Origin of the sequence: Desulfocucumis palustris (assembly GCF_002933875.1) — a bacterium.
Classification (GTDB): domain Bacteria; phylum Bacillota; class Desulfotomaculia; order Desulfotomaculales; family Desulfocucumaceae; genus Desulfocucumis; species Desulfocucumis palustris.
Genome location: NZ_BFAV01000092.1, coordinates 35,859 through 51,739 on the forward strand (window position 1 = coordinate 35,859; position 15,881 = coordinate 51,739).

Annotated in this window: 14 protein-coding genes; 7 read left to right on the top strand and 7 right to left on the bottom strand. The window is 52.7% G+C overall.

Going from position 1 to position 15,881, the window contains the following annotated elements; genetic code table 11:
* The first annotated feature begins 92 nt into the window (after positions 1-92).
* The 7 genes from DCCM_RS07025 (at position 93) to DCCM_RS07055 (ending at position 7,834) form a co-directional block, all read left to right on the top strand.
* Entirely contained in the window at positions 93-1,781 is a 1,689-nt protein-coding gene (locus DCCM_RS07025) for an FAD-binding protein (RefSeq protein ID WP_231702691.1), read from the top strand.
* Between the two features lie 51 nt (positions 1,782-1,832).
* Positions 1,833-2,018 (top strand): tautomerase family protein, encoded by a 186-nt coding sequence (locus tag DCCM_RS07030; protein WP_104371755.1) that lies wholly within the window; start codon positions 1,833-1,835, stop codon positions 2,016-2,018.
* A 32-nt stretch (positions 2,019-2,050) separates the two neighbouring features.
* A complete protein-coding gene (locus DCCM_RS07035) occupies positions 2,051-3,079 on the top strand; it encodes a zinc-dependent alcohol dehydrogenase (RefSeq protein WP_104371714.1) in 1,029 nt (342 codons plus the stop codon).
* Positions 3,080-3,136: 57 nt separating this feature from the next.
* Positions 3,137-4,138: a Bug family tripartite tricarboxylate transporter substrate binding protein gene (locus DCCM_RS07040; RefSeq protein ID WP_165792046.1), complete on the top strand. Its 1,002-nt coding sequence runs from the start codon at positions 3,137-3,139 to the stop codon at positions 4,136-4,138.
* Between the two features lie 332 nt (positions 4,139-4,470).
* Complete coding sequence (locus DCCM_RS07045) at positions 4,471-4,998, top strand: tripartite tricarboxylate transporter TctB family protein (protein ID WP_104371716.1); 528 nt, start codon at positions 4,471-4,473, stop codon at positions 4,996-4,998.
* A gap of 25 nt (positions 4,999-5,023) precedes the next feature.
* Positions 5,024-6,514, top strand: coding sequence for a tripartite tricarboxylate transporter permease (locus DCCM_RS07050; protein WP_104371717.1), 1,491 nt, complete (start codon positions 5,024-5,026; stop codon positions 6,512-6,514).
* A gap of 87 nt (positions 6,515-6,601) precedes the next feature.
* Positions 6,602-7,834, top strand: coding sequence for an MFS transporter (locus DCCM_RS07055; protein WP_231702692.1), 1,233 nt, complete (start codon positions 6,602-6,604; stop codon positions 7,832-7,834).
* A 119-nt stretch (positions 7,835-7,953) separates the two neighbouring features.
* On the opposite strand, the gene DCCM_RS07060 is transcribed toward DCCM_RS07055, so the two are convergent.
* The 7 genes from DCCM_RS07060 to DCCM_RS07090 form a co-directional block, all read right to left on the bottom strand.
* On the bottom strand, positions 7,954-8,487 hold the full coding sequence (locus tag DCCM_RS07060; RefSeq protein WP_104371719.1) for a 2-oxoacid:ferredoxin oxidoreductase subunit gamma family protein: 534 nt from the start codon (positions 8,485-8,487) through the stop codon (positions 7,954-7,956).
* Positions 8,487-9,326, bottom strand: coding sequence for a thiamine pyrophosphate-dependent enzyme (locus DCCM_RS07065; protein WP_104371720.1), 840 nt, complete (start codon positions 9,324-9,326; stop codon positions 8,487-8,489). The genes DCCM_RS07060 and DCCM_RS07065 overlap by 1 nt, the downstream gene beginning before the upstream one ends.
* Positions 9,327-9,329: 3 nt before the next feature.
* Positions 9,330-10,505, bottom strand: coding sequence for a 2-oxoglutarate ferredoxin oxidoreductase subunit alpha (locus DCCM_RS07070; protein WP_104371721.1), 1,176 nt, complete (start codon positions 10,503-10,505; stop codon positions 9,330-9,332).
* Positions 10,505-12,124, bottom strand: coding sequence for an FAD-dependent oxidoreductase (locus DCCM_RS07075; protein WP_104371722.1), 1,620 nt, complete (start codon positions 12,122-12,124; stop codon positions 10,505-10,507). The genes DCCM_RS07070 and DCCM_RS07075 overlap by 1 nt, the downstream gene beginning before the upstream one ends.
* 297 nt (positions 12,125-12,421) lie before the next feature.
* The gene (locus tag DCCM_RS07080; protein WP_104371723.1) at positions 12,422-13,621 is read right to left on the bottom strand and encodes a pyridoxal phosphate-dependent aminotransferase; all 1,200 of its coding nucleotides are present in this window, start codon (positions 13,619-13,621) and stop codon (positions 12,422-12,424) included.
* A 19-nt stretch (positions 13,622-13,640) separates the two neighbouring features.
* Positions 13,641-14,507: a creatininase family protein gene (locus tag DCCM_RS07085; protein ID WP_104371724.1), complete on the bottom strand. Its 867-nt coding sequence runs from the start codon at positions 14,505-14,507 to the stop codon at positions 13,641-13,643.
* Positions 14,508-14,543: 36 nt separating this feature from the next.
* Entirely contained in the window at positions 14,544-15,776 is a 1,233-nt protein-coding gene (locus DCCM_RS07090; RefSeq protein ID WP_165792048.1) for a LeuA family protein, read from the bottom strand.
* Between the last annotated feature and the right edge of the window lie 105 nt (positions 15,777-15,881).

The following is a 15,881-nucleotide window of genomic DNA, read 5'->3' on the forward strand; positions in this document are numbered from 1 at the left end:
ATTTGTAAAAAAACGGGCCATTAATGCAGGTCGCCGCAGGAGCGTGAAATATTTCACCATATGACATGGCTGGGGGTGTTTTATTGAACAATGTGCAAAAATTATCCACCGATGTGCTGGTGATTGGTGGAGGGGCTGCCGCTGCCATGGCCGCCCTGAGGGCTAATGAAAAGGGAGCCGCTACGCTGCTTATGAGTAAGTCAAGCTTTCCCTCGGGTTCCTCTCCCATGGCCCGCAGCGGCTTTCAGGCGGCTGTGGGCCATTCGGACCCGGCGGATAGCCCGGAAATTCACTGTCAGGACACTTTAAAAGTTGGTGGCGGGCTAAATAATCCGGGATTAGTAAGCCGCCTTAGCCGGGAGATTATCCGGATAGTTGACGACCTGGAAAAATGGGGCATTGATCTGATTAAAGACGGCGATAAATATGCCCAAAGGCACCGGGTGGGCTGTACTTATCCCCGGCATCTGCACCATTATGACCGTACCGGCAAAGCATTGATGCAAACTTTAAAGCAGCAGGTGATTAAAAGCGGCATTCCTGTAATGACCGGCACAATGGTTATTGATCTATTGGCCGGCGACGGTTGTGTTTGCGGTGCTTTGGCCCTGGATTGCAACGAATTGAAGTGGCTGGTGGTGGAGGCCAAATCCGTGGTGCTGGCTACCGGTGGCGGCGGCCGCATCTATGCGACCACGGACAACCCTGCCGGGATGACCGGTGACGGCTACAGTATGGCTTTGAGGCAGGGCCTGCTGCTGATAGATATGGAAATGATTGAATTCCAGCTGTCGGTGTGCTATCCTCCGTCCATGAACAGCTACCCTCCCAATTCCAGCGCCTGGGTAGCCGCCGGAGCCCGTTTTTACAATGGCCTGGGCGAAAGATTTATGAAGAAGCATCAGCCTGAAACCCTGGAAAAGAGCAGCAGGGCGATGATTAACAGGGCGGTGGGGATAGAGATAAATGAGGGGCGCTGCACCAGAAACGGTGGTGTGTATCTTGATATTTCAAGCATTCCCCCGGAGGAAATCGCCCAAATAGGCCCATCCATCTCCCGGGCCTTTGCCAATAAAGGCGTGGATTTAACCTATCAGCCAATGGAATTGGCGCCCGGGGCGCATACGTTTTTAGGCGGGGTTTTAATCCGGGAAGATTGTTCCACGGAATTAAGCGGGCTTTACGCCGCCGGAGAAGTGGCGGGAGGTGTTCACGGGGCCAACCGGCTGGGCGGGAATGCGGTGACCGACCCCCTGGTATTTGGTGACCTGGCAGGCACTGCCGCCGCTGCTTACGCAAGCAAACACGAACTGAAAGAAAATACCGGTATGGAAGCTGAAAAAATATTTTCGCTGGTCCGGGGATGGGATGAAGCGGCTTACGGGCTTTCGCCAAAAGAAAGCATCCAAAAGGTGCAAAATATTATGTCTGAAAATGTTGGTCTGGTTCGTTCCGGTCCCAAGCTGGAGCAGGCAATAGCCCGGCTGGAGGAAATGGAAAGGACAGATTTGCCCGGGCTGTCGGCCCGGGGGGAAAGTAACAGAGAAGTTGCGATAAATTTGAAACATTGTTTTGATTTCAGAAATATGCTTCTGTTGGGCAAGGCGATAGCCGTTTCGGCATTGGGCCGGGCTGAAAGCAGGGGAACCCATTACCGGCAGGATTTTTCCGAAAACAAGGGTGAGCGGTGGGCGAAACATGCGGGTATCCGTTTGCAGGACGGAAAGCTGAAAGCTAATTTTGTTGATCATAATGGGGAGGAGGTAGCCATTGATCAATAGTTGGGCATAATGCCGCTATTAAAGAAGGTTTTAATAAAGGAGGGTTTTAATATGCCGCTGATACAGATTTCCATGGTGGAAGGAAGAACAGTAGAGCAAAAGAGGGAGATTGCCAGGGTTGTTACCAGGGAAGTAGCCAGAATTGCAAATACAAAAGAAGAAAAAGTGAAAATCTATTTTACCGACATTAAGCCTGAAAACACCGCCTCCGGCGGTAAGCTGAAATCCGATTCATAATACTTTGCTTTAAAGGAAGAGAGGTTAGGAGAATGCTTGCAGCTGTATTGCATGGTCCCTACGATATGCGGGTTGAAGAGGTGGAAACCCCCGTTCCGGGTAAGGGGGAAGTTTTGCTGCGCATTAAAGCCTGCGCTATCTGCGGCTCCGATCTTCACGCCTATAAAGGCAAACACCAGAAAGTAACTTTTCCCAGAATTCTCGGTCATGAATTTTCCGGGGTAATTGAAGCGCTGTCGCCTGAAATAAAAGATTTTAAAGTTGGGGACCGGGTAGTGGTGGATACGAATAAGACCTGCGGACAATGTCCCCAATGCAAGGCCGGCAGACCAAACCTGTGCAAAACAACAGTAAATTTCGGGTTCAAAATGGACGGCGCTTTTGCTGAATTTGTCAGGGTGCCTGAGGGAATAAACATATATAAAATGCCGGAAAGCATCTCCTTTGAAGAAGCGGCCCTGGCGCAGCCGCTGGGGGTGGCGCTTAACGCCGTCAGAAGAAGGGCGGTTGTGACGGTTGGCGACACGGTGGCCGTATTGGGAGCCGGCCCCATTGGGCTCAGCGCGGCGGCGCTGGCAAAGGCCTGCGGGGCACAGGTTCTGGTCACGGATACAGAGGACTTCAGGCTGGAGATCGCTAAAAAAATGGGCGCCGACGAAGTGGTAAACGTATTAAAAGATGATGTGGTCGGCAAGTCCCTGGAATTCACGAGGCAAAACGGCTTTGACAAGGTTATTGAAGCCGTTGGGGGAATGCAGGATACCACCATTCAACAAACAACCCAGATTGTCAAGCCCGGCGGATTAATAGTGGTGGTCGGCAACTTCTCCGGCAATAAAGCGACATTGCGGATTACTGAATTTAAAGACCGGGAAATAGAAATAAGGGGCTCCAGGGGGCAGCACGGCACGGTGCCGTATTGCCTGAAGCTGATAGAGTCCGGTGTGATAGACGTTAAACCGATGATTACCCACACTATAGCACTGGATGGGATTGTCAAGGGTCTTGAACGCCTGGAGGAGCAGAAGGGCCGGACCATGAAAGTAATTGTCAAATTTTAAGACTTCCGCGTAAGGTTTTTATTATAATGCCGGTTACATTATATGGGGGGGAAGTACATGTTTATTCATACCGGAAGGTTAAAATTATTTTTAATATTGAGCTTGCTGGTGATTGCCGCCCTGGCCGTTTCCGGCTGCGGGGGCGGCGGAACCGGTGAACAGGCCAAGGATGATTATCCGGCCAAGGAGATTACCTTTCTCCAGTGGAATGACCCCGGGTCCGCAGGCGACACTTATGTAAGGACAATCACCAAGCTTGCTGAAGCGGAGCTTGGGCAGCCGATTAAAATTGTTACTAAAACCGGAGGTAATGGAGCGGAAGCGCTGGTAGATGTTTTGAAGGCTCCCGGGGACGGTTATACCCTGTCCCACTTTTCCTCAAGCCTGTCGGGTTTTATGAATATGCCCGGTTTTCCAGCCAAGGCGGAAGATTTTGATTATCTTGTCAGGGCGCAGGTAAGCACCTATATGCTGGCGGTGAATTCAAAACTGCCCATAAAAAATGTCGATGAATTTATAGCTTACGCCAAACAGAATCCGGATAAATTGTCCATAACCGGTTCCAGAATCGGCTCCGTGCACCACCAAAACCTGTTCAATATGATTAATGAGGCCGGGGTGTCCTTGAAATATGTTCCCCAGGAGGGCGGAAGCGCGGCTTTAAAGGAAGTGCTGGGAGGCCATGTGGATGGCCTGGTTTATGATCCCGCCCAAATACTTCCCTATGTGCAAGAGGGCACCTTGCGTCCCATAGTGGTTTTCGCCGAGGAAAAAGACGCCAACTATCCGGATGTTCCCACCATTAATGAAGCAGGTTTTAAAATGAAACCCAGCTATCAAGTCCGCGGTGTAATGGCAAAGAAAGGAATACCGGATAATAGAAAGGAAATCATTGTAAATGCCTTTAACAAAGCGATGGAAACAGCGGAATGGGAGGAATACCTGAAAAAAACCAATACAACATACAAAAAAATGACTCCCGAAGACTTTACCGCTGAATTCCTGGCGGAAACCACTGAGGCCAATGATTATCTTAAAAAGATAGGTATAGTCAAGTAATAACCAGTTGCCTCCGGCTAACACCCTTTTAGCCGGTAAAAGCAATATTTTGGCATGGGCACTGCAACTTGCCGGTAAAGCCTGATTCAGTATTGCCCGCAATGATAAACCAGGGAAGAAGGCCAGCGGTAATCAGCCATGCCGAGCGGGATGCAACCCGTGCCCCGGAGGCCGCCTGCCTGCCGTGACCGTCGCCGGTCACGGCAGGCAGGCGGCAGCATCTGCTCCGGTACGAGCATCCTTTGTCTGACCGCCATTACGGTGTTTTAATATGAAAATCCATCTGGGATTCTTTATATTCGATTAAGGGCTGCGTTTCATCGCTGGTTTAGGTGATTATTTCAGAAAATACTGTTTATGGCTGGAAAAACGGAAGTTATTTTAAAAAGTATCCGGTTTTTTCCTGGAAGCATAACTGGAACAGAGGTGGTGATTCAATGAGAACAGCTAATTTTGGCTTATCCATAATTATTTTTATAGTAAGCATATTTTTGTTTGTGAAAACTTCCTCTTTCCCCCCTTCATTGCAATCAGGTTTGCCGGGGCCTGATTTCTGGCCCAAATTTTTGTTGATATTATTAATGTGTTTCTGTTTTTTGCTTTTTATTATCACTTTAAGGGAGCCGGAGCAAAAAATCGACTGGCAATTAAAAGGAATTTATAAGTATATTGTTTTAACCGCTGTTTATCTTGTGGCCATGCGTCCGCTGGGCTTTTTAGCCGCCACATTATTGTTTGTGCCAATTATGTTATATCTTTTGGGTATGAGAAAATGGCATTTAATTGTAATGGTTCCCTTATTATTTGTTGCGGGAGTATATTTGATTTTGGAAGTGCTGCTTGGAGTCACTCTGGTTTAATTAACAAGGCACAGGGGGGGTTTAAATGGGGGAACTATTTAACGGGTTTTTGGCTGTCTTCACCTTATCAAATCTAGGAGCAATCTTTTTAGGTATTGCCATTGGAATTATTTTAGGGGCAATACCGGGAATAGGCGCCTCCGCGGCACTGGCTATTTTTTTGCCATTGACTTTAAGTATGCCGGTGGAAAGCGCCATATTATTTCTAATAGCTATTTATGCGGCTGCGGAGTACGGCGGCTCAATTTCGGCGATTATAATCAACGCTCCCGGAACGGGTGCCGCCGCTGCCACCATTTTAGACGGATATCCCATGGCCCAAAAAGGTCAGCCGGGTAAAGCCCTGGGCACTTCCCTGGTTTCAAGTGTCAGCGGCGGGACAATCAGCGCTATTATTCTGGCCACCCTTGCCCCCCCGCTGGCGCTATTCGGCTTGAAGTTCGGGCCGTCGGAAATGTTTGCGCTGGCCCTTTGCGGCATAGCCATTATAGCCAGCTTAACCAGTGACAATGTTATTAAAGGCTGGATATCGGCAATGCTGGGTTTGCTGCTGGCCACAGTGGGGATTGACCCGTTCGTCGGGTTTGGGCGTTATACCTTCGATATGCCCTCATTGATGAGCGGAATCAGCGAAATACCCGTCATGATCGGCTTGTTTGCCCTGGCTGAAGGATTCAGGATGCTGGAGAATATTAAAACCAATGGTGATGAGGCCGGTTTTAAAGGAATCGAGCCGGGAGAGGGAATTACCTTTAAGGAATTTCTCCAGTTAAAATTTACTATTTTGAGAAGTGGTATAATAGGCTCCATTATTGGGGCCGTTCCCGGTGTGGGGGCCAGTGTGGCTTCATTCATAGCCTACGACGTCGCAAAGCGCTCCTCCAAAACACCCGGGGAGTTCGGAAAGGGGCATATTGAAGGTGTTTCAGCCCCCGAGGCCGCCAACAACGCGCTGGTCGGCGGCGCTCTGGTGCCAGCTCTTTCACTGGGTATTCCCGGTTCAGCCAGTGTCGCCATTTTAATGGGCGCGCTGATTATGCACGGATTAACCCCCGGGCCCTTTTTGCTTCGTGACAGCCCCAACCTGGTATATTTGATCTTTGGCGGGTACTTTGTGGGAAACTTCGTGTTATTGCTGCTGGGATTGCTTGGTATTAAAGCAGTTCTTCAATTTTTGAAAATACCGGTTAATATTTTGGCCCCCTTGATTATAGCCGTTACTTTTTTGGGCGCCTATTTGTATGGCAACAGTTATTCCGACATGGTGGTTATGTTTATTTTCGGTGTTGTAGGCTGGATATTTAAAAAGGTGAATATACCGGTGGTGCCGCTGGTCATTGCCCTGATTCTGGGGGATATGGTGGAAAGAAACCTGCTCAGCGCGCTGCTGATTTCAAACGGTGATCCCCTGGTGTTTGTAACCAGGCCAATCAGCGCGATTCTTTTAATAGCTGCGGTTTTAACATTTGTACTGTCGATGAAAAAGAAGCAGGGCAAAACTTTAAAAAACGCGTAAAGACCGAAAGTCCCTTATGTTTTGGATTGGGACCGGAAGGCCGGCCCGGTATCCCCGGACTATATGGAAAGAAGAGTAGTTATATTGATGATAAAAAAAATAGGCGAAAATTGGCAAATATATTTTTCCGTGCTTTTTGTCATGACCGGGCTGGGCGTGGTTGGCCCCATTTTGCACGATATCCAGGTTTATTTTAAGCTGGAGAGCGCGGCCAGGACAAGCCTGGTCATTTCTGTTTTTGCCTTTACCAGGCTGCTCCTTGATATACCGTCCAGCTTTCTGACCCGGCGGTTAAATCTGGAATGGGTTTTGTGCTGGGGCGCTGTTCTTGTAATTGCGGGCTCTCTAATCACGGCCCTGGCGCCTGACTATTCTTTCCTTTTACTGGGCAGGGCGGTGGCCGGCGGGGGATCGGCCCTGACAATCATTTCAGCGGTGGTTATGCTGAATAAAAAAGCAGACTCCCAAAACCGGGGAAGCCTCCTGGCAACATACCAGGCCTTTTTGCTTGGCGGGGTATCCCTGGGGCCTGCCCTGGGCGGCCTGGCGGCTTACGCCTTTAACTGGCGCGCCGCTTTCTGGACAGGCTGCCTGGCCGGCCTTCTGGCACTGGCCTGCAATATTGGTTTGCTCAGGAAACCGGTGAACGGAGAGTCCCGGCCGGCTGTCCGGGACGACGGGGAATGCGGGGTCCAAAACATTAATAATAATTCGCGCCTGGAACGTACTTTTTGGATTGATGTAATCGCCGTTAACTTTGTAACCTTTGTTCTTTTGTTTGTTCTTGAAGGATTCAACAACACTATCATTCCGCTTTACGGCAGCAGGGTGCTGGGGCTTGAACCCGGAGTCCTGGGGATAATTCTCGGCGCCATGGCTGTAGTCAGGTTTGCTGTCAGCCTGTTTGGCGGCGTCCTGTCGGACAAATACGGCCGGGGAGCCATACTAATCCCCTGTTTACTGGTGGCGGGCATTGGAACCATGTGCCTGAAGTTCGCCGATACCACCGCTGTTTTTGTAATAGTGGCGGCCCTGTTCGCATTTGGCAGAATGGGCAACAATATCAATTTAGCTTTACTGGGGGATGTTACCCCGCCTGATAGAATGGGGATGATGATAGGGATTAACAGGTTCTTTTGTGATCTGGGGCTGGTCCTGGGCCCCTGGTTTCTGGGCATGGTGGTTGATATCTGGGGTTTTGAGGCCTCGGGTATTGTGGTTGGCGCCGCCGCCTGGCTGATGGCGTTTATTGTCTGGAAATTTTTCGGCCTGGGAATACCCGGCCGGCAGTCCACTGCCGGCCGGGTGGAAAATGAATAGCCGCTACCCGGCTGACCCGGGATAGCGGCACCTTTATGGCAGGGAGTAATATTTCATTATCCCTGCCATATTTGTTTGCGCGCCCCGTTTTTTGCCGGGGCGCCCGGTTTTGTTGAAAGTTAACTGACGGCCAGTGAATATCCCAGTTCAAATGCTTTTTTATTCTCTTCGTGAAATTTGGGGATTTTTTGCAGCATTACCTTCAGCACCTGGTCTTTGCTTAAAGTGCCGTCCAGCAGTCTGGTCAGGTATCCCAGGACCACCACATTGGCATATATTTCCCGGCCCAGTTCGTTTATGGCCATTTCCCGGGCGTTCACCGAAATCTGCCGGCAGTGGAGGCCGTGGTCCTGCTCCACGTAATAAGGCTCATAAATAATGACACCCTGGCTCACCAGCGGTTTGAATTTGTTGTAAGCCGCCTTGGACATGGCCACCAGAAAATCAGGGTCTTCGCATACCGGACTGTCCACCGGCGCGTCGGATATAACCACCTGTGTCCTGACGTAGCCGCCCCTGGTTTCCGTTCCGTGGCTGACCAGCATGGTGGTATACAGGTTTTCGTCAACCGAAACCTGGGCCAGTATCTGTCCCAGCCTCACCACTCCCTGGCCGCCGAAACCGCTAATCAGCACTTCGATCCTTTTTCCCATCAGCGCGCCCTCCTTTGAATCTCCCTGGTAAACTCCAAAAGCCTGGCGGAGAATTCCTGTCTGGTGTTGGAGGCGTCGTGGTAAATCCCGGTTCTGAAGCACATTTCGTTCTCCGGCACCCTGTCGTGCAGCCCGTAGGTGCGTTCCTTGATCCAGTTGTACATGGCTATGGGTTTTCTTGTCCCCAGCGCCCGGTCGGAGAAGTTGGTCACGCAGGGATATATCACATGCACCAGGGAGAACCCTTTATTGAGGATTGCTTTTTTAATGCTTTCCACCGCTTCCTGGCCCTGCAGGCTGGTATGCCTGGCCAGGAAAGTCGCCCCGGCGTCCTTAAGAATATTGAGCACATCCTGGCCTTCCTGCATAAAATTTGATTCGTAGGTGCCGTAGGGTGAGCTGTCGGTTTTTACCCCCAGGGGAGTGGTCCAGCCGTATTGCCCGCCGGTGGACATGTAACCCAGGTTGTCGCAGACCACCACAGTCATATCCACGTTGCGCCGGGCGCAGTGCAGAAGGTTTAAGAAACCGATTCCGAAGGAGTCGCCGTCGCCCACGGTGCAGATGATCTTTTTATCCGGCGGCAGGGCGATGCGCAGGCCCGAGGCTATGGCGTATACCCTGCCGTGGGTGCCGGCAAAGTTGTCGCCCTTCCAGGTGGCAAAGGTCTGCCGGCCGGCGCAGCCGATGCCTGTGCCCCATACCACGTCTTCCACGCCCAGACCCAGTTCGTCGATGGCCTTAACGGTTTTTTTATGCACCTGACCCAGCCCGCACCCGCTGCAGGCGGTGCTGGGTATCTTTCTGGGCCGCAGGTATTTGTTTGCCAGATAATCCATCTTTTACCACGCCTCCCATTCCCAGTTGTCTGACCGGACCAGCGGTTCGCCGTTTAGAATTTGTTTTATTTGCAGCAGCATCTCGGCCACGCTGGGCAGTTCGCCGCATTTTCCGAAGAAATGCACGTTGCTGCCCGTGGGGACGCAGCGCTGCACCTCGCGAACCAACTGGCCGTCGTAGTTCAGTTCCACCACCAGGTAGTTGGTCTTCCTGTGGTATAGGTCGTCCAAAAAGGGCCAGAGAGAAATGGGCCGGATGCAGCCGACCTTCAAACCTTCTTCCCGGGCCTTTTTGACGCAGCTGATCATGACCCGGGACGGGCTGCCGTACGCAACCAGCACCACATCGGGATCGTCGTCCATGAAATGCTCTTCATAGCGCCGGATAACTTCCTTATTGTTCCTGACCTTGTTAATCAGCCTGTAGGAGTGTTTGTGCGCCCATTCCACCTCCTCGGTATCATAGCCCTCGTCGGTGGGGGTCCAGTCGGAGCAGGTGCCGCCGGTGTTGTGGCCCATTACCACCGGCGGCACGTCCAGCTGGTCGGTGAAGGGATAGAACACCGGGCCCCGGCAAATTTCACGCTCTTTAAAGCGAAGGCCCATTTTTTCTATTTCTTCCCTGGTTTCCGGAAGCTCCAGGGTTTCCCAGCCGTCGGTGACCAACTGGTCGGCCAGAACGGTAACGGGCATTCTAAACCGCTCCGAAAGGTAAAATGCTTCCACGGTCAGGGAGAATGCCTCCTGTACGCTATTGGGGGCCAGCACGATGGTTTCGGCATTGCCGCCGTGGGTTGGGTACCTGGCAATGTAAAATTCCCCCTGGCCCGGGGCGCCGGTGATGCCTGATACCGGGCCGACCCGCTGGGCGTTTACCACCACAATGGGTATTTCACAGCCCAGGGCCCAGCCGTAAGGGTCGGCGTATAAAATATAGCCCGGGCCCGAGGTGGCGGTCATGGTTTTCAAGCCGCCCAGGGAGGCGCCCACCGCAATATGCATCCCGGTCATCTCGTCCTCGGCCTGAACGTAATAGCCGCCCACCTCCGGCAGTCTGCGGGACATGTTCTCGGCTATCTCGGTGGCCGGGGTGATGGGGTAGCCGGCGAATACTTTGCAGCCGGCCAGTATGGCCCCTTCCGTGATGGCTCTGTTGCCTGTATCGAAGTAGCGTTTCATTAATCAGCTTCACCTGCTTTCTCAATGCTGATGGCAAAATCGGGGCAAACAAAGAAGCATTTGTAGCAGCCCACGCATTTTTCATCATGCGCCGCCTGCATTGGCTTGTATCCCCGGTCATTGAATCCGCCCGCAGGGTCGAACACGCCCGGGCGGCAAACCTCCTGGCAATAACCGCAGGCTTTGCAGGCCGCGTAGTCCACCTCCACTTTGAATCTGGTGACGTCGCAGCCAAGGCAGCGCCGGGCTTCACGCCTGGCGACGTTTTCGCTGAAGGGTGTTTCCACTGCCTGGAAGGTATTCAGCCGCTGTCCGTACGGGATGGTGCGCGTGAAAGCCCTCTCCGTGCCCATGGGCATGGCCGGGGCCGGCGCGGGCATTTCTCCGGGCGCCAGGGCTTCGTGAATATCTCCGTCTCCGCCCAGGTATCTGTCAATTGCTCCGGCTGCCCGCTTGCCCTGGGCCACTGCCTGGATAATGGATGAGGGGCCGGTTACGGCGTCACCGGCGGCAAATACGCCCTCCATGCTTGTGGCCAGGGTGTCGTCGTTTACCTGAATGGTGCCGTCGGGGTTGCCGGCCACCTTGAATACCAGGGGGTCGGCTTTTTGGCCGATGGCGACTATTACCGCGTCGGTGGCAATGGTGAACTCACTGCCCTCCACCGGGACGGGAGCGGGTCTGCCGCCGGCGTCCCGGGAGCCCGGCTTTGTTCTGACGCAGGTTAGCAGGCCCCGGGTTGCTTTCACCGGCGCGGCCTGACATTCAATTATTACGCCTTCTTCCAGGGCGGCGGCGATCTCCTCTGCGCCGGCGGGCATCTGGTCCAGGGCGCGGCGGTAGATGACCGCCACTTCTCCGGCGCCCAGGCGAACCGCGGACCTGGCCGCATCAATGGCTGTGTTGCCGCCGCCGATTACGGCCACTCTCCGGCCGGGGGAGGCCGCGGTGCCATTGTTCACGTCTTGCAGAAAGCTGATGCCGTCAATAACCGGCATTTCCTCTCCGGCCATGCCGAGCTTGCTGCTTTGCCAGGCGCCGGAAGCCAGGAACACGGCGTTATAGCCCTCCCGCAACAGGGATGCCGCCGAATCGATCCTGGTCCCGGTTTTGATGGCGATGCCCCGGCCGGCGATTTCGGCAATTTCGGCGTCAAGGATGGAACCGGGCAGGCGGTAGGAGGGGATGCCATAGCGCATCATGCCGCCTGCCTCCGGCATGGCCTCGTAAACAGTCACCCGGTGCCCCTTGCCGGCCAGATAATAGGCCGCGGTCAGTCCGCAGGGGCCCGCCCCCACCACCGCCGCTTTTTTGCCGGTGGAAGGCGCGATTTTTACATTTTGTTTCCACAGCCCGCCGCCTATTTCCGCGGCGCTGCGCTTGAGCATGCGGATGGCCAGCGGCTGGTCGTACTGCGCCCTGGCGCATTTGGTTTCACAGGGATGTACGCAGGCATAGCCGCATACGGCGGGGAAAGGGATGCTCTCTCTTATTACCGACAGTGCCTCGTCAAATTTGCCTTGCCTGATGTACCTGATATATACGGGTACGTTTACTCCTGCCGGGCAGGCTTCGCGGCAGGGGGGCAAAGTGTAATTTTCCTTTCGGGTTGCTCCCATATAAGCTTTTTACACTCCTTCCTGTGATAACTGGTTAATTGGCTGTTAACAACGTTGTATTTGTGCCGCAACTCTATTTAGCAAGTTTCGCGCCAAAAGGATTAATGCGCTTTTAAATTGCTCTCCCGGCCTTTTTTATGAATATGGGGATTCCCGGCTCCCCCAAACCGGCCCAATAATAAACCAATTCATAATTTATTTGGGGTGTAATGGGGGCTGCGGGCGGCAGGCGGGTTGTTTTAAAAATAATACCCCTGACCGGAGCCAGGGGAAATGCAAAGGGAGATTTGCAAACATTTAGGAGTTTGTGATGGAGATCCTGTCCAGCGCCTTTTCAATTCTTTCAAATGCCTCATTTATTTCCTTGGTGGACACCAGGAGCGACAATCTCAGGTAACCTTCCCCCGCTTTGCCGAAGGCGGTGCCGGGGAAGGTAAATACCCTGGCATTTTTCAGCAGGTACACCGCAAGGTCAAAGGACTTCATTTCGTACTTTGAAACATCCGGTAATATATAGAATGAGCCCCCCGGCGCAACATATTTCCAGCCCAAACGATCCAGCCACCTCATGGCTGCCTGGCGCCGTTCCTGGTACACGGCGACTGTCTCCTTAACGCAGTCCTGGGATTCTTCCAGCGCCGCCAGGGCCGCGTATTGAGATACCGCGGGCGCGCAAATGGTTACGGAGTATTTGAGGTTGAGCATGGGAGAAATAATATCACCGGGGCCGGCAAGGTAGCCCACTCTCCAGCCGGTCATGGAATAGGCTTTGGAAAAACCGTTAACTGTAAGGGTGCGCTCGAACATTCTGGGCAGGGAGGCCACGCTGGTTGTCTGAATCCCGTCAAAAACCAGACGCTCGTAGAGCTCGTCCGATATTACCACCAGATCCTCCCGCTCGGCCAGTTCAGCTATTTTCACAAGGTTGCCACGGCTGATAACAGCCCCGGTGGGGTTGTTGGGGGAAATAATTAATAGCATTTTTGATTTTGGCGTAATTACCTCGGCCACGTCTTCCGCCGTTATTTCAAAGTTATTCTCCGCCCTGGCCACCACCGGCACTATTTTGCCCCCCGCTATTTCAATGCAGCTATCGTAGGGAGTGTATCTGGGTTCCGGTACGATTACCTCGTCGCCCGGGTTTATTAAGGTCATCATGGCTAAAAAGATAGCCTCCTGGGCCCCCACTGTAACAATTATCTCCTTGTCCGGGTTGACCGATATGCCGTTTTCCTCCGCCAGTTTTTTGCTTATGGCCTTTCTTAAACCGGGCAGGCCGGCCCAGGCCGTATAGTGGGTGGCGCCCTCCGCCAAGGCTTCCTGGGCCGCCTTGATTATGTGCCGCGGGGTGGGCAGATCCGGGTCGCCCCGGCCCAAATTGATTATCTGGCCCAGCTCGTTGGCTAATTCAATTAATTTACGGCGTTCGTCCGCCGGGTTCTCTCCTTTGGCGCGATCGGATAAAAAACGTTTATTGGATGACAAATTAGTGCTCATTTATAAACACCGCCTGATTCTAAAATCTTTCGGGAAAATCTTTTTTGGTTATTTCCACGGGAACAGCCTTTAATTTTGTTAAAAATTCGGCGAACAGGTCAATCATTCTGCCGTATATCTTTTCCCCCTTTTCCCTGCTGGCCAGGTGAGGATTTCCCATAATTCCCGTTTTGCTGTATTCCCACTGGTCAAAGGGAAAACGAATGGGAAAATCTTTGTACTTGAACCCGAATCCCGAGCCCGAATCCTTTACACTGCCCCCGGGAAGATAGCCGGGGGTGGTGGGAAGGGTTTTTTCCACTCTATCCAGGCGCACCAGGTCGGGGCAGATGAGCATGGCCCCGGAGGTTTCAATCTCTCCGGCGTGCCAGCCCGGCAATTGGTCCTTGCCCTCAATAAGATCTTCGCAGAGTTCGGAAAAAACTTCGGTATCGGCTGCGTAACCCACCGCCATTGCCCCTGTTTCGTAACGCAGGGCCCTGATTACCCGGTCCACGGTGGGAGCGTTGCTGGTATGTCCCGTGCTGAAGACGATTTTTTTGAAGCCGTGGTAAATCAGGCTACGGCCAATGTCGTACAGTACGTTAAACAGGGTTTCATCCCGGAGCGTTATGGTGCCGGGTTCGTCGGGGCGCATGTGGAAACAGCTGTAACCGTACGGCAGCAAAGGGGCCACGGGGACTTCCGCCTTTTTGGCCGCTTCAATGCAGACATAGTATCCCGCATAGGAATCAATGCCCATTGGCAGACCCGGGCCGTGTTGCTCGGTGCTGCCGATGGGAACCAGTACCACATCGGTTTTTTTCAGCCATTCTTTTACTTCCACCCAGGTAAGATCAAAAATCCGGTACTTGGAGTTTTCCTTGTTTTTATCCTCGGTGTTCATTTGGTTCCCTCCAGTTATTACTTAAAATACTTTGCACTAGGAGTTGGAATAGAGGTCGAATTTCTCCAAAAGGCTTTTGAATTCTTTAATTGTAATCAATCTTTTTAAGCGGCTTGCCTCATTTTTTACCTCGTTCACCAGTTCTTTCACAGTGTCTTCATCAGCGGAGACATTAAGCTTGTCCAGCCACCACAGAATATTTGCCCGGCCGCATTTTTTACCAAGCTCAATGTCGTGGCTCCTGGCGAATATTTCCGGCTGGAAGGGTTCGACGGTATGAGGATTTTTTACCAGGGCCGCCACGGGAATACCGGCCTCCCAGGTGAATACCTTTTCGCCCACCACCGGCTTGTTGGGAGGGAATTTCCAGCCGCTGATGGTATGAATCCTCTGCACAACTTCGTACAGGGCCTCAAAATCAAGGCCTGTTTCCAATCCATAGAGATACTGCAGTGCCATCGCCAGCTCTTCCGTGGCCGCGTTACCGGCTCTTTGACCGAACGAGCTGACAGTGCAGGAAATAGACTCCGCCCCGTTTTCTATGCTGGCCAGAGAGTTTGCCACCCCCAGGCCGAAGTCGTTGTGGCAATGCACCTCTATGGGCACATCAACCCACTGGCTTACTTTTCTTACCAGGTAGCCCATGCCCCCTGTATTGACGCAGCCCGCGGTGTCCACCACGGATACCCTGTCCACCCGGGCCTTGGGCACAACGGTGGTCAGCAGTTTCTGTAAAAATTCTTCCCTGGCCCTGGTGGAATCAATCATGAACAGGTATGTGCTGAGACCCTTCTCCTTGGCATAGCTGGCCACCCGTAAAGCTTTTTCTATCACCTCTTCTTCTTTCCAGCCGAATTGATATTTCAGCCGGACATAGCTGACGGGAACCTCGATAATGGCCCCCCAGACACCGCAATTCGCCGCCAGGTCTATGTCTTTTTCCATGGCCCGGCAGAGACAGGTGATTTTAGCCTGGAGTCCGTCTCCGGCAATTCTCTCCAGCGCGGCCTGATCCTCCCTGGAAACCGCCGGAAAGGCAGCCTCGATATAATGAATTCCCGCCTTTGACAGCCCGCGGGCTATTTCCAGTTTGTCCTCTTTGCTGAAAACCACCGCCGGCGCCTGTTCCCCGTCGCGCAGGGTTGAATCGTGCAAGGTTACTTGTTTGGGGAATGATATTCCGGACCGCACTTCCGGCAGAAAATTAAAATGGCTGACCCAACTGCGGTTAGTTTTCCACGGCCCCTGTTCCAGGTTTAAAAGGTTCAAAGCTTCATATACCTCCTCTTGCAGCTGATGTTTTTTCTTTCGGTTTTAAAACAGCAATTTTCGTACCATACCGGAAAACCGTGGCGGAAACGGAAATGAGCCAAA

Excerpts from the sequence above, each read along its gene's own strand:
- DCCM_RS07030 (WP_104371755.1), top strand. The coding sequence starts at position 1,833 with ATGCCGCTGATACAGATTTCCATGGTGGAAGGAAGAACAGTAGAGCAA.
- DCCM_RS07040 (WP_165792046.1), top strand. The coding sequence starts at position 3,137 with ATGTTTATTCATACCGGAAGGTTAAAATTATTTTTAATATTGAGCTTG.
- DCCM_RS07055 (WP_231702692.1), top strand. The coding sequence starts at position 6,602 with ATGATAAAAAAAATAGGCGAAAATTGGCAAATATATTTTTCCGTGCTT.
- DCCM_RS07085 (WP_104371724.1), bottom strand. The coding sequence starts at position 14,507 with ATGAACACCGAGGATAAAAACAAGGAAAACTCCAAGTACCGGATTTTT.
- DCCM_RS07070 (WP_104371721.1), bottom strand. The coding sequence starts at position 10,505 with ATGAAACGCTACTTCGATACAGGCAACAGAGCCATCACGGAAGGGGCC.
- DCCM_RS07060 (WP_104371719.1), bottom strand. The coding sequence starts at position 8,487 with ATGGGAAAAAGGATCGAAGTGCTGATTAGCGGTTTCGGCGGCCAGGGA.
- DCCM_RS07035 (WP_104371714.1), top strand. The coding sequence starts at position 2,051 with ATGCTTGCAGCTGTATTGCATGGTCCCTACGATATGCGGGTTGAAGAG.
- DCCM_RS07050 (WP_104371717.1), top strand. The coding sequence starts at position 5,024 with ATGGGGGAACTATTTAACGGGTTTTTGGCTGTCTTCACCTTATCAAAT.
- DCCM_RS07080 (WP_104371723.1), bottom strand. The coding sequence starts at position 13,621 with ATGAGCACTAATTTGTCATCCAATAAACGTTTTTTATCCGATCGCGCC.
- DCCM_RS07065 (WP_104371720.1), bottom strand. The coding sequence starts at position 9,326 with ATGGATTATCTGGCAAACAAATACCTGCGGCCCAGAAAGATACCCAGC.
- DCCM_RS07075 (WP_104371722.1), bottom strand. The coding sequence starts at position 12,124 with ATGGGAGCAACCCGAAAGGAAAATTACACTTTGCCCCCCTGCCGCGAA.